A 16069-nucleotide genomic window follows, 5' to 3' on the forward strand; every position below is an offset into this window, starting at 1 on the left:
AAAGGCACGTCACATGAGCGACAATCCCGCACTTCAAGGCTCCTTGGCCCTCATCGGCCGCCTGCTTCTCGCCGCCATGTTTATTCTTTCCGGCTTCGGAAAACTGGGTGATCCATCCGGCACGATCGGCTACATCGCCTCGGCGGGGCTGCCCCTGCCTCCGGTCGCCTATGCGATTGCTCTTGTCGTGGAGATCGGCGCAGGCATCCTCCTCGTCCTCGGCTATCGGGCCCGGTGGGTGGCGCTGATCCTTGCAGCCTTCACCCTGGCCTCGGCGATCGGCTTTCACACCGACTTCGCCGACCAGAACCAGATGATCCACTTCATGAAGAACCTGGCGATCACCGGCGGCTTCCTTCAGATCGCCGCCTTCGGCGCGGGTGCCTTCAGCCTGGACGGACGTACCGCCCCGGCCTGAACAGGTCCGCCTGCGGAGGATAATGATCCGCAGGGGGCTTATGAATGACGGTTCAAGGCTCAGCTGCGCGGCAGCAGGCTTTCGACTTCCGCGGCTGCGTCGTTCAGCGCCTCCTCGGGGGTTGCCGCCTGCTCGACGACGCGCGACAGGTTCTCGACGATCGTCTGCGTGACCTTGACGCCGTTCGTGCCCGGGAAGGCATACCACGGGATCATAACCGGCATCTGCTCGAGGCCGGCGCGGAAGAGCGGATTTTCCCTGTAGAAGTTTGCGAGATATTCCGGCGACTTCGCCGCGAGCTCGTTGTTCGGGACGTAGCCGGTACCCGGAACGACGACCGAAGCGCCATAGGGGCCGGCCGCGAACTTGGCGAACTTCCACGCAGCGTCCTGCTTGTCGGCGTCGCGCGTGAGGATCACGACCGCGTTGCCGCCGGTCGGCAGCTTGCCGTTCACCGGGTCGATCCGCGGAATGGCCGCGGTGCGCAGGTCGAACTTTTCGCCGACATTCTTGATCGTGTTGCGGAGCGCCCCGGTCGTCTGGAAGGCGAAACCGACCTTGCCCGCGACGAAGGCCTGCTCGCCGGCCTGCTTGGTGAGCACCGGCAGGCCGCCTTCCTTGACCATTCGGTCGAGAACTTCGATCGCCTTTTTGCCTTCCGGACCGTTGAAAGCGACCTTGCTCTCGTCCTCGGTCAGCATGCGGCCGCCCGCGCCGAAGAGGAGAGCGCAGAACATCCAGTCGTCGCCCTGCCAGCGGAAGTCGATCCCCTCGACGCCGTCGCCGAGCGCCTTGATCTTGCCTCCGAGCGCAATCACCTCGTCCCAGGTCTTCGGCGGAGTATCCGGATCCCCGCCCGCTTTGCGCACGAGATCGGCATTGTAATACATGATCGGATTGGAGGTCGCGAAGGCAAGGCCCACCTGCTTGCCGTTGACCTGGGCGAGCTTCAGGATGTTCTCCGAGAAGCCCTGTTCGGCCATGTCGCCATCCTTGGCGATGAAGGCTCCGAGGTCGACCGGGACGTCGCGTTCGTTGAGCATGCGCAGGCGGTTGAGCCCGATGAAGGTGATGTCGGGCATTTCGGCCGTTCCGGCCTGGCGCATGATCGTCTGGATCCCCTCCTCGTAAGTTGCGGAAGGATTGGCGAAGGCGATCTTGATATCCGGATTTTCCTCCATGAACTTCTTGGAGATCGTGTCCATCACGTCCTTGAAGAAGCCGGGCATCGGATAATGCACAGTCAGCACTGTTTCGGCCCGGGCCGGTAGGGCAAGGGTCATCGACACCGCCGCGGCGGTGAGAAGTTGCGTGAAATGTTTCATGATGTTCTCCTGGTTCGACCGATCAGCCCTTGAGACCGGTCATGGTTATGCCCTCGACGAAGCGCTTCTGTGCGACGAGGAACGCGGCGACGAGGGGAAGGGTAATGATCAGCGTGGCCGCCATCAGCGCGCCGTAGTCGTCGCCGGCTTCCGCAGCGCGGAAATAGAGAAGGCCGAGCGGAGGGGTGGCGTAGTTCTGGTTGGTGACGACCACCAGCGGCCAGAACAGGTCGTTCCAGTGCGCCACCACCGAAAAGATTGCGAAGGCGGTGATCGCCGGCCAGGCATTGGGCACGACGACGCGTGCGACGATGCCGATCTCCGACATGCCGTCGAGCCGGGCGGCATGGATCAGATCATCGGGAATGGCACGGAAAAACTGCAGGAACAGGAAGATCGCGAAGACCGAGATCGAGAAGGGCGCGACGAGTGCCGTGTAGCTGTTGAGCACTGCCAGCCGGTCGAAGGCGACATAGAGCGGCAGCGCGGTCGCATGGATCGGCACGAGCAGCCCCAGCATCACCAGCACCATCATCAGGCGTGCGGCGCGGAACTTGAGTTTCGCCATGGCATAGGCGCAGGGAATGGCGACCACGACCTGAACAATAAAGATCATCGCGCAGACGATCACGCCGTTCAGAAGCAGGATCGGCATCGAGACGCGCGACAGCGCCTTGGTGAAGTTCTCGACATAGGACCATTGCTGCGGGATCAGCGACAGCGAGGAGGAAAAGATCTCGCTCTGCGCCTTGCCGGCCGTCGAGATCATGAAGATGTAAGGCGCAAGGAAGATGAGAGCGCCGAGCGACAGGAGCGTGAACCGCAGGATGCGGCCGGGAGAAAGGCTGTTTACGGTCATGCGTAATGCACCTTCCGGTCGAGAACGCGGTATTGCAGGAACATCAGGACGACGAGGATCGCGAGAAAGATCACCGTCATCGCCGAGGCATAGCCGACCCGGAGATAGACGAAGCCTTCCTGGTAGATGGTGAAAAGCAGCACTTCGGAAGCCTTGTTCGGCCCGCCTTCGGTGAGCGTCTTCACCGTCTCGAAGACCTTGACGGAATTGATGATGCTGATGGTGGTGACGAAGAGCGTCGTCGGCGCGAGCATCGGCCAGGTGACGAGCCGGAACCGGTCCAGCCGGGATTTCGCGCCGTCCACCTGCGCGGCGGCATAGAGCTCGCCCGGGATCGCGGTCAGCCCGGCGAGAAACAGCACCATGTTGAAGCCGACCGACTGCCAGATGCCGATGATCGAAAGCCCGTAAAGCACGGTGCCGGAGGCGCCGAGCCAGTTCGGTCCGGGGATGCCGAGCTGTGCCAGGAAGGTGTTGATCGGCCCGATTGAGGGATGGAACAGGAATTGCCAGACCGTCGCCATGGCGACCAGAAGCGAGGCGACGGGCAGGAAATAGACGGTCCGGAAGAACGCCTTTGCGCGGGTCTCCGCCTCGATCAGGAGCGCGACGCCCAGCGCCAGCACGATCGATACCGGCGTGACGATCGCCGTATAGACGGCCGTGTTCCAGAGCGAACGGCGGAAGGTGCGGTCGCCGATCAGTTCCGCGTAGTTTTCCAACCCGACGAAACGGAAGCCGCCATAGCCGAGCTCGAAATCGGTAAAGCCGAGGAGCACGACCGCGAATGTCGGCAGCAGAATGAAGAGGAACAAGAGCACGATCGCGGGAGCGGCGAGCAACCAGGCGACCCGCGCTTCGCGCCGGTCGGCCCTCGCCATGGGCATATCGGACGCGATGCTAACCATGAGCCTTCTCCAGCGCCGCGTCGGCGGCAACTGTCTTTGCCCGCAGCCGCTCGCCCGAGGCGGCGAAGAGCATCGCCCGATCCGGTTCGATCTCGACCGACACCGGCATGCCGGTGGTAAGAGAGGAAGCTTCGGCCGGGCTGATCTTGGCGACGATCGTTTCGCCAATGGCGCCGAGACGGGCATGCACGATCACTTCGGAGCCGAGAAATTCCGTCCGCTCTACGCGCGCCGTGAGGATGCCGTCCGGATTTCCGCTAAAACGGACGAATTCGGGGCGCACGGCCAGCATCACCGACGCCTCGCCCGAAGCCGGCTTCTCGCCAGCCAGCGTGAGCGATCCGAAACGCACGATGCCCGACGGATCCATCCGCGTTTCCACCACGTTGATACGCGGCTGGCCCAGGAAGCGGGCGACCTCGACATGGGCGGGATCGTCGTAGATTTCCCTGGGCGACGCCAGTTGCAGGAGCGTGCCCCCGATCATCACCGCCACCCTGTCGGCCATAGACAACGCCTCGGACTGGTCGTGCGTGACATAGAGCGTCGGCACGCCGGCGCGCCGGTGCAACTCGACGATCTCGCTGCGGGCATGGACCCGCAGATTCGCGTCGAGGTTGGAGAGCGGCTCGTCCATCAGGAAGACGCTAGGGCGGCGGACCATGGCGCGGGCGAGCGCCACACGCTGGCGCTGGCCGCCCGACATCTGTCCGGGTTTGCGATCGAGCAGATGGTCGATCTTGAGGGAGGACGCCATCTCGCGAACCTGCCGCTGGATGTCGGCGCGGATCTGGCGCTGACCGGGAAGAAGATTGCCGACGAACGGAAATCGCTCAGCCGCCGAAAGCCGCCGCATGGCGAGGGGCACTGCGATGTTCTGGCCGGCGGTCAGATGCGGATAAAGGGCGTAGGACTGGAACACCATGGCGACGTTGCGGTCGGCGGCTGCGACCGGGGAGACCTCGCGGCCGCCGATGACGATCTCGCCGCGATCCGCATGATCCAATCCCGCGACGATGCGGAGAAGCGTGCTCTTGCCGCAGCCAGAGGGTCCGACGAGCGCGACGAATTCGCCCTCCTCCGCTTCGAGGCTCACGCCCTTGAGGATCGCATTGCCGGCGAAGGACTTGGCGATGCCGCGGAGCGAAAGAATGCTCATCGCGCCGCTCCCACGAGCTTCTTCGCGGCCTGCGGATAGACCTCTTCCACCATGTGATCCAGGACGTAAGGCTTCAGCCCGGGCACCGCGACGATCTCGCTGTCGATGCGACCTTCGCCCAGGTGGTGGACAACCGCGCCTACGAGGCGCTCGCCGGGCATTTCCCGCTCCAGCTTGTCTATGATGAAGGAGGTCGGCGGCGCCCATACGAGATCGGTGCCGGCATGATGGCCTTGCCAGGCCCAGTGTAGATGACCGCTCGCATGGAGCTTGACATCGTTCTCCGCCATCAACCCGTAAAGCCGCTGCCGCTGTTTCGGCCGCACGCTCCAATAGCCGGTATCGCCTTCCGCCGGATCGTCGACGAAAAGCGGCTTATGGGCGAAGATCGCGACGGGGCGGCCGTCGCGGCTCTCAAGTGCCTCCGCCAGCCAGCGGAACTGCCTCTCCTCTTCCGCGTCGTCGAAGCCGAGAAGAAGGCTGTCGAGGCCGATGAGCCGCCAGCCGCCGTGATCGGAGAACCAGAAATCCGGGCCGACGAGCCTGCGCCAGCGAGCGAGGCGCAAGGCGTTGACCTGCTGATCCGAGCCCGGCAGATGGCCGACATCGTGATTGCCGGGCACGATCAGCACCGGTACCGGCAGCCTGCGGAGGAGGTCCATCGCGAAGACGATGTCTTCCTCCTGGTCCGCGCCGTCTACCGTAAGGTCGCCCGTATGCACGACGACGTCGGCGCCGATCGTCTCGATCCAGCGGACAACGGGCTCCCAATTGTCGTTGAAATGGGATTTTGTCGGGCTGAAATGGGTATCGCTGATCTGCACGATCCTCATGGGAGCATGGCCTCCGGCGCGTGTTGACAGGGGCGACATGCATGAGAGGCCGTACCCCGCTCAGCGTCGCTTTGGCGCTCTCTTTAAGGGGCTCCCATGTCAGTTTGGTAACAGGCCTTCTCAGTTGTTTTTCAGTTTCTCCATGAAAGTTTCAATCTCCAGCCTATCGCTTTGCCGAGCGCGCGCTCCGAAAAATGGTTGACGCGAATCAGAGGATGAATCATTCCTCTAACGGAATAGACCGCATATTTCACATTTCGGCGTAGCTCAGTGATTACCTGTTAGGAAATGCGGCAGGCGCATCTGCACGGCGGCGAGGCGCCATGCGGGCACGAGGAGTTTAGACCATGGATATGATGACGGCAGGAGCGACCGGCGGGGCATTGCGCAAACCGGCAGACGAGGCTATCGCCGCCGACGCGCGGGCGCTTTCCGAACAGCTGAAGGCGATGCGAGACCGGCTCTTTGCGCCGACAGCGAGGAAGACGCTCCGGAGCTTCACCTCCGGCGAGGCAGCCAAGCTCATCGGGGTTTCCGACGGATACTTGCGCCAGCTGTCGCTGGCTGGCGAGGGACCGCAGCCCGACACCGGAGCCGGCGGACGACGCTCCTATTCGCTCTCCGATATCAACGCGCTGCGTCGGCATCTGGCCGAACAGGCGATTGCCAAAGGCAATGGCGCCAAGGCGCGCGGTTATCTCAAATGGCGCGATGCCGCGAGAAGCGAGCATCTGCAAGTGATCTCGGTCACCAACTTCAAGGGCGGCTCCGGCAAGACGACCTCATCGGTCCATCTCGCACAATATCTCGCTCTGACCGGGCACCGGGTGCTCGCGGTGGACCTCGACCCACAGGCATCGCTTTCGGCGCTGTTCGGCTACCAGCCGGAACTGGACCTGACCGGCAACGATACGCTCTACGGCGCAATCCGTTACGACGCCGAGGCGCGGCCACTGAAGGATATCATCCGCAAGACCTATTTCGACGGGCTCGACCTGGTGCCGGGCAACCTCGAACTGCAGGAGTTCGAACACACGACGCCGCAGGCGCTCAGTGCGCGGCAGAGCGGTGCCGATGCGGGGCCGCTCTTCTTCGCACGGGTGCAGGCGGCGCTGACAAGCGTCGCCGACGCCTATGACGTCGTCGTCATCGACTGCCCGCCGCAGCTCGGCTACCTGACGCTCTCGGCGCTCTGCGCTTCAACGTCGGTCATCGTCACCGTGCATCCGCAGATGCTCGACGTCGCATCGATGAACCAGTTCCTCTACATGACTTCGGACCTGCTCAGCGTGGTGCGCGAGGCCGGCGGCGAGCTCAATTTCGATTTCCTGCGCTATCTCGTCACCCGCTTCGAGCCGAATGACGGACCGCAGGCGCAGATCGTCGGCTTCATGCGCTCGCTCTTCGGCGACCGGGTGCTGACCTCCGCGATGGTAAAATCGACCGCGATCTCGGATGCAGGTCTCACCAAGCAGACGCTCTACGAGGTCGGCCGGGAGAATTTCACCCGCGCGACCTATGATCGCGCGATCGAATCGCTGAACGCGGTCAACGGCGAGATCGAGGCTCTCATTCACGGGGCATGGGGGCGCTGAGTCATGGCTGGTAACAACCGGAAAAACGAGTTGCGGGCGCTGTTTTCGGGAAGCGCGCCTGCCGGCGATCAGCAAGCCCCCGCCGAAGCGGCGCCGGCCGAGTTGACACCTGTCAACGCCAGGCCCGCCGCCCCGCTCGATGCGCCCCGTGCGGCTTCCGGCGCAGTGAAGGCCATGGGGCTTTCTCTCGGCAGCATCACCCGCGAGGCCGAGGAAGCACGGGTGCTCAGGGAGGCGTTGACCCAGGGAGAACGCGTCGTTTCGCTCGATCCGGCTTTGGTCGAAAGCTCCTTCGTCGAGGATCGGCTGACCGATGGCGAGGTAGACGATGCGGATTTCCTCGCGCTCGTCGAGAGCATTCGCGAGAACGGCCAGCAATCGCCGATCCTCGTGCGGCCGCACCCGGAAAAGCGGGGCCATTACCAGACCGCCTACGGCCACCGGCGCCTGAAGGCGGTGCGCCGGCTCGAGCTCCAGGTAAAGGCGATCGTCCGGACGCTGACCGATGACGAGCTCGTGCTTGCCCAAGGCAAGGAAAATGCCGAGCGGCGCAACCTTTCCTTCATCGAACGGGCGCTTTTCGCCGCTGCGCTCGTAGCGCGCGGCTTTGACCGCAAGGTGATCGGCGATGCGCTTGCGGTGCAGAAAAGCGAGCTTTCGCGCCTCCTGCAGGTGGCGGACGGCGTGCCGCACGAAGTCGCCCGCGCCATCGGCCCGGCGCCGAAGGCCGGGCGCGAGCGCTGGATGGCGATCGGGACGCTGCTTGAAAGGCAAGAGGCGCGCGCCAGAGCCCAGGACGAGATCGCTTCGCCACGCTTCCGCGCCGTCGATTCAGACCAGCGCTTTCAGCTCGTCTTCAATCGCCTGTCGCAAAGCGACAAACCGGAACCGGAAAAGCCGGAGGAGCTGAAAGATGCTAAGGGGCGGGTCTTCGCGCGGCTGAAGCGCGACGGCAAAGCCCCGAGGATCGAGTTCCTGCCCGGCACCCATCCGGCCGTCGTCCAGGAAGCCGTGTCGATGCTCGCCAAGTGGCATGCTGCCTTCGTCGAGAATCGGAAGACTTAGCCCGCCATCCTCACCGTCTCGCCGGGATAAAGCCGGTAGTCGAGGCAAAGGTGGCGGAATTGCACGCTGTTTTCAGCGATGTCGAGCAGCATGGCGGCCGCAGCGACACCCATGTCCGCATCCGGCATCGCCACGGTCGTGAGCGACGGCTTCATCAGCCGGCCGATCGCGATTCCGTCGAAACCGGCGACGGAAACGTCTTCGGGAACGGAGAGGCCTTCGCGCCGGAGCGCGGCGATCACCCCCAGCGCCAGGAGGTCGTTGGACGCAACAATTGCCGTTGGCGCATGCTTTTCGATGACCTGGGAAAGCTCCAGATCTTGGTAGCCGTCGACGAAGGGGATTTGGAGCGCCGGAAGTGCCGAATACCCGCCGTCCCGCATCGCCGCTGAATGGCCGACGTAGCGCAGGTGCGCGCGGTCGGACGAGGCGAAATAGCCTGAGACGAACTGGATGCGGCGGTGGCGATGGGCGAGAATGTGTTTGGTGATCTCGTATCCTGCCCGGTAATTGTCGACGGTCACGGCGGCTGGAAAACGCGGGACCGGTCGATTGTTGAGAAGGATCGTCGGCGGCAGCGCGGCCGAGAGCGCCTCGCTGGTCTCGGCGTTGCAGAGGGTCAGAATGAGCCCGGTCGGGCGCTGCTCCAGAAGTGCAGCGACGGCGCGGACTTCCGCCGAAGAATCGTAGTTCGATTGGGCGATCAGAACGCCATGCGACGCGGTCTGCATGCGGTGCTGTATGCCCGCCAGCGACGCCGCGAAGACCGGGTTGGTCACGCTCGGCACCAGCACGCCGACGACCGGGCGGCTGCGCCCGCTATTTGCGCCCGCGGAAGGCACCGGTCTGTAGCCGAGTTCGGCAGCTGCGCGGCGCACGCGGCGCACCATTTCGCCGCTCGCCGGCCCCTCGCCCCGCAAGACGCGTGAGACCGTCGCCAGCGAGCAGCCGGCATGAAAAGCTATCTGTTGCAGCGTCGCCATCCGCCGACGCCCTATCGCGGTTTTATGACAGCGGATTGAAGGTGCCGGTTTATGAAAGGGCTCTAGCGGCTCGGCGGCGCGCGGCCGTAAAGCAGGAGCGTGATCAGGAGACGCCTGCTACCGTGCCGAGATAGGAGTCCCGCCGCCAGGGATCGACGTGCCTTCGAGCACGACCGCCGCAATCGACGGCAGGTAATATGCGTCCCCATCGCCTGGGCCGCCTCGGACGCACAGCCTGCGAGCAGCACGAACGAAGCACACCGACGGGAATGGCGCCAAAGGCACCCGGATAGCCGAGGCCGGCAGCGGCGACGGCAGGCGCGTCCGGCGGGGGACTGCGCAGCACGGCCGCAACGATGACCATATCGGGCATCGCCACGGTCGCGGGCGGTGGCTTTATAAGCGTGCCGATCGAGATCCCGCCGAATCCGGCGATGGCGACGGAACGGAATGCATCGGATGGCTGAAGCGGTCGGCAAAGGCCTCGATGGAGCCGCGCCCGAAGCGTCTCAAGCGCCGCCGCACCAGAATGGACATGACCCGGGCGGCGGTCGAGAAGGTCATTGCGTCCAGCGGTCCGGCGCCGCTCCAGGGCTTCGTCAGCCGATCGGTGACTATACCGATCATATTGGCCGGCATGAGGTCCGTGCAGGGTCTCATCCATTCGAAAACGGCACTGACCGGAAGCACCTTGTCCTCGAAGGAAACGATGGGTTCGGGCATGCCCTCCTCCCAATCGTCATAGGCTTCGAGGGCGTCCTTGAAGAGCGTCTGGAGCGTAATGGGGGCGTGCCCTTCGTGAAGGGCGGGCAGGAAATTCGTCATTAGGGTCTCCTCCGATTGGATAGGCCGGAAACGCGAAATGGCCAATTCTGTCAGCGGGATGTGATTGCGAAACTCGCCACGGCACCATGTTTCGTCCGGAGACATGGAACGCGCCGTGACACTTTGAACTGCTGCATGGGCTAACCCTTCGACCGCCTCCGGTCGAAGAACCACGCAGGAGCAATCATCGAACATGCATGTGCAGTATGGGTCAAAGCGCTTGAGCGGGCAAACGCAATCCACAAAAGAAGTGGATTTTTCTGTCGCCCGCAGGCGACGCTGAGATCAGGTCTTCGGTCCAAACCATTGACTTTGCCGGCTATTTTCGGGTCTGTGGAAAACCGCGCGCAGGCTCGTTATGCGGCTTCAAACGGTTAGATGCCGGCGCGCCTGCGGCGTGTCGAGCGTCTCCGGCGGCCCCTCATGCACGAAAGCCCCGCGGTCCATGATATAGACGTGGTCGGCAAGCTCGCGACAGAAATCGAGATATTGCTCCACGAGCAGGATCGCCATGCCGGTCGAATCCCGCAAATATTTGATCGCGCGGCCGATGTCCTTGATGATCGACGGCTGGATACCCTCGGTCGGCTCGTCCAGCACCAGGATTATCGGGCGTGTCACGAGAGCGCGGGCGATCGCGAGCTGCTGCTGCTGACCGCCCGAAAGGTCGCCGCCCCGCCGGCCGAGCATCGTCTGAAGCACCGGAAACAGGCTGAAGATGTCGTCGGGGATCGAGCGTTGAGCCCGCCTCAGCGGAGCGAATCCGGTTTCGAGATTCTCCTTCACCGTCAGCAGGGGAAATATCTCGCGGCCCTGCGGCACGTAGCCGACGCCCTGCTTGGCGCGTCGGAAGGGCGCCATGCCGTCGAGCGGCGTGCCGTTGAAAGAGATCGTGCCGCTCGTCACCGCATGCTGGCCGGTGACGGCCCTGAGCAGGCTGGACTTGCCGACGCCGTTGCGGCCGAGCACGCAGGTGATCTTGCCCATCTCCGCCTTGAACGAGACGTCGCGAAGCGCCTGGGCGGCGCCGTAATGCAGGCTGACGTTTTCGACGTTCAGCATCGGTTCAATTCCTCCCGCTCATCGGCCGAGATAGTTCTCGATCACCTTCGGATCGTTGCTGACGAAATCGATCGAGCCTTCCGCCAGCACCGAGCCTTCCGCAAGGCAGGTGACCTTAACGCCGAGATCGCGGATGAAGCCCATGTCGTGCTCGACGACGATCACCGAACGCGTCCTGGCGATCTCCTTCAGGAGGATCGCGGTCTCCGCCGTCTCCGCATCGGTCATCCCGGCCACCGGCTCGTCCACGAGCAGGAGTTCCGGTTCCTGCGCGAGCAGCATGCCGATCTCCAGCCATTGCTTCTGCCCGTGCGAGAGATTGGCGGCGAGTTCGTCCCGGCGCGCCGTGAGCCGCACAGTCGAAAGGATCTCCTCGATGCGGCTCTCGTCCTCTCTCGTCAGCCGATAGAACAGCGTCGCGAAGACGCCGCGGCTGCGGTTCAGCGCCAGCTCCAGATTGTTCCAGACGGTATGGTTCTCGAAGACGGTCGGCTTCTGGAACTTGCGGCCGATGCCGAGCTCGGCGATTGCCGCTTCGTCCCTCCTGGTGAGGTCGATGTCGCCCTTGAAGAAGACCTCGCCCTCATCCGGCCGCGTCTTGCCGGTGATGATGTCCATCATCGTCGTCTTGCCGGCGCCATTGGGGCCGATGATCGCGCGCAATTCCCCCGGCTCCACGACGAAGGAGAGCGAGTTCAGCGCCTTGAAGCCGTCGAAGGAGACGGAGACGCCATCGAGATAGAGCAGGTTCCTGGGCTTCTTTCCGGTCATGGCGATCACTCCGCGGCCATCGTTTCGGCGGCCGCAAGGGTCGCCGCTTTTTCGCTCTCGCTTTGCTTCCGGGCCGCCGCGTGGGAAGCGCGCCGGCTTGCCAGATAGTTCTGCGCCGTGCCGACCACCCCCTTCGGCAGGAAAAGCGTGACGAGGACGAAGAGCCCGCCGAGCGCAAAGAGCCAGAATTCGGGGAAGGCGGCGGTGAAGATGCTTTTTCCGCCGTTGACGAGGATCGCGCCGACGATCGGTCCGATCAGCGTGCCGCGCCCGCCGACCGCCGTCCATATGACCACCTCGATCGAATTGGCGGGGGCGAACTCGCCCGGATTGATGATGCCGACCTGCGGTACGTAGAGCGCGCCGGCGACGCCTGCCATCATGGCCGAGACCGTGAAGGCGAAGAGCTTCATGTGCTCGACGCGATAGCCGAGGAAGCGGGTGCGGCTTTCCGCGTCGCGCAGCGCCACCAGCACCTTTCCGAATTTCGAGCGGACGATGCCCGAGGTGACGACGAGCGAAACGGCGAGCGCCAGCGCGGAGGCGGCGAAAAGCGCCGCACGCGTTCCGTCTGCCTGGATGTTGAAGCCCAGGATGTCCTTGAAATCCGTGAGCCCGTTATTGCCGCCGAAACCCATGTCGTTGCGGAAGAAGGCGAGCAGCAGCGCATAGGTCATCGCCTGGGTGATGATCGAGAGATAGACCCCGTTGACGCGCGATCGGAAGGCGAACCAGCCGAAGACGAAGGCAAGGAGGCCCGGCACCAGCACCACCATCAGCGCCGCGAACCAGAACATGTCGAAGCCGTGCCAGAACCAGGGCAGCTCCTTCCAGTTGAGAAAGACCATGAAGTCCGGCAGCAGCGGATTGCCGTAGGAGCCGCGTGAACCGATCTGGCGCATCAGATACATGCCCATGGCATAGCCCCCGAGCGCGAAGAAGGCAGCGTGCCCGAGCGAGAGAATGCCGCAGAAACCCCAGACGAGATCGAGCGCCAGAGCCAGGAGCGCATAGGTCAGGTACTTGCCGAAGAGTGAAACCAGATAGGTCGGCACATGCAGCGGGTGGTCCGGGGCGGTCAGGAGGTTGAGCGCGGGAACGGTGACGGCCAGTGCCAGCAGGATCGCGACGGCCGTGACGATGGTCCGATCCAGCGATTTGACGAGAAACGAGGTGATCATGCTTCCACCGCCCGGCCCTTGAGTGCGAAGAGCCCCCGCGGCCGCTTCTGGATGAAGAGGATGATCAGCACGAGCACGAGGATCTTGCCGAGCACGGCGCCGGCGTAGGGCTCGAGGAACTTGTTGAGGATGCCGAGTGAGAAGGCGCCGACAAGCGTTCCCCAGAGATTGCCGACGCCGCCGAAGACCACGACCATGAAGCTGTCGATGATGTAACCCTGCCCGAGGTTCGGCGAGACGTTGTCGATCTGCGAAAGCGCCACACCCGCAATGCCCGCAATGCCGGAGCCGAGCGCGAAGGTCAGCGCATCGACCCAGGGCGTGCGGATGCCCATGGAGGAGGCCATGCGCCGGTTTTGCGTTACGGCGCGCATCTGCAGGCCCATCGGCGTCTTCTTGAGCAGAAAGAGAAGTGCTGCAAACACGGCAAGCGCAAAGACGATGATCCAGAGGCGGTTCCAGGTGATCGCCAGTCCGCCGATCTCGAAGGCGCCGGACATCCAGGACGGATTGCCGACTTCGCGGTTGGTGGGGCCGAAGATCGTCCGCACCGTCTGCTGCAGGATGAGCGATATGCCCCAGGTGGCAAGCAGCGTTTCGAGCGGGCGACCGTAGAGGAAGCGGATGACGCCGCGTTCCAGCGCGAGGCCCACGGCGCCTGTAACAAGGAAGGCGAGCGGCAGCGCGATTGCCAGGGACCAATCGAAAAGATGAGGAAAGGAGGTGCGCACGACATCTTGAACGAGGAACGTCGTATAGGCGCCGAGCATCACCATCTCGCCATGCGCCATGTTGATGATGCCCATGACTCCGAAGGTGATGGCGAGGCCGATCGCCGCAAGCAGCAGCACCGAGCCCAGCGACAGGCCGTACCATATGTTCTGGCCCGCATTCCAGAAGGCTTGCGCCTGTTCGATGCTGGCGAGCGCCGCCTCGATGTCCGGCTTCAGGCTTTCGTCGGCGGAGCCGAGCGCGGCAGAAAGGATCGGCAGCGCCTCGCGGCCGCCGCTTTCCTCCAGCAGCCGCACCGCCTCCTTCTTCTCCTCGACCGGCCGGTCGGAGAGAAGAAGCATCGTGGCGCGCGCCTGTTCGAGGACCGCACGAACGGCTCCATCCTTCTCGGCAGTAAGCGCATTCTCGATGGTGCCAAGCGCGTCGGGATCGGGCGATTGCAGCACCGACTGCGCAGCCCTGAGCCGCTGATTTCGATCGGGACTGAGGAGCGTCAGGCTGCCGAGGGCGGTGCGCACGGCGCGCCGCACGCTGTTGTTCACCCTGATCTTCGAAAGTGCCGCCTTCGGCGCTTCGCCGGCGCTGTCGCCGGAGATCGGATCCGTGAGGGTCAGGTTCGAACCGCTCTCCTTCGTCAGGAAGACCTGGCCGTCCGCCTTGCGGGCATAGAGCCCGCCTTCACCGAGCGCCTCGAGGATGGCGACGGCTTCGGGCTTTCCGGTTCTCGCCAGTGCCGCGATGTGTTCGTCCATCTCGGACAACTTCGCCTCGCCGAGCGCGTTCACCAGATCGCGCAGTCCCTCTTCCGCGCGAAGCCCCGGAGCCATCGCAACGAAGAGGAACAAGGCAGCCAGCACGGTTTGGATGGTGCGGTACATTCGTCTCTCGCCTTGCAGTCCTCCGTCCGAAGGGACGCATTCGGACGGAGGGGATTTCGAGCTAGCGGTGCGTCATGAAAAGGGGCGTTCGGGGGAGCGACCCGACCCGGGCCGCTTCCTTAGCAAGTCTTTCGTCATGAAATCAGGAACCCTTGCCGCCGCACTTGCCGGTGGCCACATTAAAGTTGCCGCAGGACATGGGCGCGCGCCAATCGGAGATCAGGTCCTTCGAGTCCGGCAGGTAGTCCGACCATTCGTCGCCGACGACGAGGCCGGGCGTTTCCCAGACAGTTTCGAACTGGCCGTCGGACTGGATCTCGCCGATCAGCACGGGCTTGGTGATGTGGTGGTTCGGCATCATCGTCGAATAGCCGCCCGAAAGGTTCGGTACCGAGACCCCGATCATGGCGTCGAGCACGGCATCGGTATCCGTGGTGCCGGCCTTCTCGACTGCCTTCAGCCACATGTTGAAGCCGATATAATGGGCTTCCATCGGGTCGTTGGTCACCCGCTTGTCGTTCTTGGTGTAGGCCTGCCAGGTCTCGATGAACGCGGCATTGGCCGGGTTGTCGACCGACTGGAAATAGTTCCAGGCAGCGAGGTGTCCGACGAGCGGTCCGGTATCGAGGCCGGCAAGTTCCTCCTCGCCGACAGAGAAGGCGACGACCGGGATGTCCTCGGCCTTGATCCCCTGGTTGGCAAGCTCCTTGTAGAACGGCACGTTGGCGTCGCCGTTGATTGTCGAGACGACCGCGGTCTTCTTGCCGGCCGAGCCGAACTTCTTGATGTCGGAAACGATCGTCTGCCAGTCGGAATGGCCGAAAGGCGTGTAGTTGATCATGATGTCCTCGGGAGCGACGCCCTTGGAGATCAGGTAGGCCTCGAGGATCTTGTTGGTCGTGCGCGGATAGACGTAATCGGTGCCGGCGAGCACCCAGCGCTCGACTTCCTCGTTTTCCATCAGATAGTCGACGGCGGGAATAGCCTGCTGATTGGGAGCGGCGCCCGTATAGAAGACGTTGCGCTGGCTTTCCTCGCCCTCGTACTGGACCGGATAGAAGAGGATGGAATTCAGCTCTTCGAAGACTGGCAGCACGGATTTGCGCGACACCGACGTCCAGCAGCCGAAGACGGCGGACACCTTGTCGACGGAGACGAGCTCGCGCGCCTTTTCGGCAAAGAGCGGCCAGTCCGAGGCCGGGTCGACGACGACCGCTTCCAGCTTCTTGCCGAGCAGGCCGCCCTTCTTGTTCTGCTCCTCGATCAGCATCAGCATGGCGTCCTTGAGCGTCGTTTCGGAGATCGCCATGGTGCCGGAAAGCGAATGCAGGATGCCGACCTTGATCGTGTCGTCGGCCGCAAAGGCGCCGTTGAACGCCGTCGTCGAAAGGACGGCAGCGAGAAATGCGCCGGTGACGCGTGCCCTGATAGTCATCTGATTGAACCCCCTTGTTCCGATCGCCGCAAGGCAAGTG

The 16069-nt window shown here is 63.6% G+C and carries 15 protein-coding genes and 1 pseudogene; 3 read left to right on the forward strand and 13 right to left on the reverse strand.

The window, feature by feature from the left end:
• Nucleotides 1-13 precede the first annotated feature (13 nt).
• Entirely contained in the window at nt 14-418 is a 405-nt protein-coding gene (locus tag ACTJKL_RS06290) for a DoxX family protein (RefSeq protein ID WP_102763696.1), read from the forward strand.
• A gap of 59 nt (nt 419-477) precedes the next feature.
• Here ACTJKL_RS06290 and ACTJKL_RS06295 read toward each other — a convergent pair whose 3' ends face one another.
• From ACTJKL_RS06295 to ACTJKL_RS06315, 5 genes are read right to left on the reverse strand one after another with little or no spacing between them, the layout of a single operon-like run.
• Nucleotides 478-1743 carry an ABC transporter substrate-binding protein gene (locus ACTJKL_RS06295; protein ID WP_440852471.1) on the reverse strand — a complete coding sequence of 422 codons (1266 nt, stop codon included), beginning with the start codon at nt 1741-1743 and terminating at the stop codon, nt 478-480.
• A gap of 22 nt (nt 1744-1765) precedes the next feature.
• Complete coding sequence (locus tag ACTJKL_RS06300) at nt 1766-2602, reverse strand: carbohydrate ABC transporter permease (RefSeq protein ID WP_275599478.1); 837 nt, start codon at nt 2600-2602, stop codon at nt 1766-1768.
• Nucleotides 2599-3510, reverse strand: a complete 912-nt coding sequence (locus ACTJKL_RS06305) for a carbohydrate ABC transporter permease (protein WP_275599479.1) — start codon at nt 3508-3510, stop codon at nt 2599-2601. The genes ACTJKL_RS06300 and ACTJKL_RS06305 overlap by 4 nt, the downstream gene beginning before the upstream one ends.
• Complete coding sequence (locus tag ACTJKL_RS06310) at nt 3503-4669, reverse strand: ABC transporter ATP-binding protein (protein ID WP_411926531.1); 1167 nt, start codon at nt 4667-4669, stop codon at nt 3503-3505. Before ACTJKL_RS06310 ends, ACTJKL_RS06305 begins: the two co-directional genes overlap by 8 nt.
• Nucleotides 4666-5502, reverse strand: coding sequence for a metallophosphoesterase family protein (locus ACTJKL_RS06315; protein ID WP_102763701.1), 837 nt, complete (start codon nt 5500-5502; stop codon nt 4666-4668). Before ACTJKL_RS06315 ends, ACTJKL_RS06310 begins: the two co-directional genes overlap by 4 nt.
• A 347-nt stretch (nt 5503-5849) precedes the next feature.
• On the opposite strand from ACTJKL_RS06315, the gene repA reads away from it, so the two are divergent.
• A complete protein-coding gene (repA, locus tag ACTJKL_RS06320) occupies nt 5850-7097 on the forward strand; it encodes a plasmid partitioning protein RepA (protein ID WP_440852472.1) in 1248 nt (415 codons plus the stop codon).
• Between the two features lie 3 nt (nt 7098-7100).
• The gene (gene repB, locus ACTJKL_RS06325) at nt 7101-8162 is read left to right on the forward strand and encodes a plasmid partitioning protein RepB (protein ID WP_440852473.1); all 1062 of its coding nucleotides are present in this window, start codon (nt 7101-7103) and stop codon (nt 8160-8162) included.
• On the opposite strand, the gene ACTJKL_RS06330 is transcribed toward repB, so the two are convergent.
• The 8 genes and pseudogenes from ACTJKL_RS06330 to urtA form a co-directional block, all read right to left on the reverse strand.
• Nucleotides 8159-9145 carry a substrate-binding domain-containing protein gene (locus ACTJKL_RS06330; protein WP_440852474.1) on the reverse strand — a complete coding sequence of 329 codons (987 nt, stop codon included), beginning with the start codon at nt 9143-9145 and terminating at the stop codon, nt 8159-8161. The two genes, repB and ACTJKL_RS06330, sit on opposite strands and share 4 nt — an antisense overlap.
• A 62-nt stretch (nt 9146-9207) precedes the next feature.
• Nucleotides 9208-9393 (reverse strand): annotated as a pseudogene (locus ACTJKL_RS06335) (ABC transporter permease); the annotation flags it as partial.
• Nucleotides 9394-9541: 148 nt separating this feature from the next.
• Nucleotides 9542-9970: a BRA0787 family protein gene (locus ACTJKL_RS06340; protein WP_102763705.1), complete on the reverse strand. Its 429-nt coding sequence runs from the start codon at nt 9968-9970 to the stop codon at nt 9542-9544.
• Between the two features lie 366 nt (nt 9971-10336).
• Complete coding sequence (gene urtE / locus ACTJKL_RS06345) at nt 10337-11032, reverse strand: urea ABC transporter ATP-binding subunit UrtE (RefSeq protein WP_440852475.1); 696 nt, start codon at nt 11030-11032, stop codon at nt 10337-10339.
• An 18-nt stretch (nt 11033-11050) separates the two neighbouring features.
• A complete protein-coding gene (gene urtD, locus ACTJKL_RS06350) occupies nt 11051-11803 on the reverse strand; it encodes an urea ABC transporter ATP-binding protein UrtD (protein ID WP_440852476.1) in 753 nt (250 codons plus the stop codon).
• A gap of 5 nt (nt 11804-11808) precedes the next feature.
• Nucleotides 11809-12984 carry an urea ABC transporter permease subunit UrtC gene (urtC, locus tag ACTJKL_RS06355; RefSeq protein ID WP_324764489.1) on the reverse strand — a complete coding sequence of 392 codons (1176 nt, stop codon included), beginning with the start codon at nt 12982-12984 and terminating at the stop codon, nt 11809-11811.
• Complete coding sequence (gene urtB / locus ACTJKL_RS06360) at nt 12981-14594, reverse strand: urea ABC transporter permease subunit UrtB (protein ID WP_440852477.1); 1614 nt, start codon at nt 14592-14594, stop codon at nt 12981-12983. Before urtB ends, urtC begins: the two co-directional genes overlap by 4 nt.
• A 142-nt stretch (nt 14595-14736) precedes the next feature.
• Complete coding sequence (gene urtA, locus ACTJKL_RS06365; protein ID WP_440852478.1) at nt 14737-16029, reverse strand: urea ABC transporter substrate-binding protein; 1293 nt, start codon at nt 16027-16029, stop codon at nt 14737-14739.
• Nucleotides 16030-16069 lie beyond the last annotated feature (40 nt).

This window comes from Sinorhizobium sp. 22678 (genome assembly GCF_052044265.1).
GTDB lineage: Bacteria > Pseudomonadota > Alphaproteobacteria > Rhizobiales > Rhizobiaceae > Sinorhizobium > Sinorhizobium meliloti_A.

Excerpts from the sequence above, each read along its gene's own strand:
- ACTJKL_RS06290 (WP_102763696.1), top strand. The coding sequence starts at position 14 with ATGAGCGACAATCCCGCACTTCAAGGCTCCTTGGCCCTCATCGGCCGC.
- urtD (WP_440852476.1), bottom strand. The coding sequence starts at position 11,803 with ATGACCGGAAAGAAGCCCAGGAACCTGCTCTATCTCGATGGCGTCTCC.
- ACTJKL_RS06315 (WP_102763701.1), bottom strand. The coding sequence starts at position 5,502 with ATGAGGATCGTGCAGATCAGCGATACCCATTTCAGCCCGACAAAATCC.
- ACTJKL_RS06340 (WP_102763705.1), bottom strand. The coding sequence starts at position 9,970 with ATGACGAATTTCCTGCCCGCCCTTCACGAAGGGCACGCCCCCATTACG.
- ACTJKL_RS06295 (WP_440852471.1), bottom strand. The coding sequence starts at position 1,743 with ATGAAACATTTCACGCAACTTCTCACCGCCGCGGCGGTGTCGATGACC.
- ACTJKL_RS06305 (WP_275599479.1), bottom strand. The coding sequence starts at position 3,510 with ATGGTTAGCATCGCGTCCGATATGCCCATGGCGAGGGCCGACCGGCGC.
- urtB (WP_440852477.1), bottom strand. The coding sequence starts at position 14,594 with ATGTACCGCACCATCCAAACCGTGCTGGCTGCCTTGTTCCTCTTCGTT.
- repA (WP_440852472.1), top strand. The coding sequence starts at position 5,850 with ATGGATATGATGACGGCAGGAGCGACCGGCGGGGCATTGCGCAAACCG.
- urtA (WP_440852478.1), bottom strand. The coding sequence starts at position 16,029 with ATGACTATCAGGGCACGCGTCACCGGCGCATTTCTCGCTGCCGTCCTT.
- repB (WP_440852473.1), top strand. The coding sequence starts at position 7,101 with ATGGCTGGTAACAACCGGAAAAACGAGTTGCGGGCGCTGTTTTCGGGA.
- urtC (WP_324764489.1), bottom strand. The coding sequence starts at position 12,984 with ATGATCACCTCGTTTCTCGTCAAATCGCTGGATCGGACCATCGTCACG.
- urtE (WP_440852475.1), bottom strand. The coding sequence starts at position 11,032 with ATGCTGAACGTCGAAAACGTCAGCCTGCATTACGGCGCCGCCCAGGCG.
- ACTJKL_RS06310 (WP_411926531.1), bottom strand. The coding sequence starts at position 4,669 with ATGAGCATTCTTTCGCTCCGCGGCATCGCCAAGTCCTTCGCCGGCAAT.
- ACTJKL_RS06330 (WP_440852474.1), bottom strand. The coding sequence starts at position 9,145 with ATGGCGACGCTGCAACAGATAGCTTTTCATGCCGGCTGCTCGCTGGCG.
- ACTJKL_RS06300 (WP_275599478.1), bottom strand. The coding sequence starts at position 2,602 with ATGACCGTAAACAGCCTTTCTCCCGGCCGCATCCTGCGGTTCACGCTC.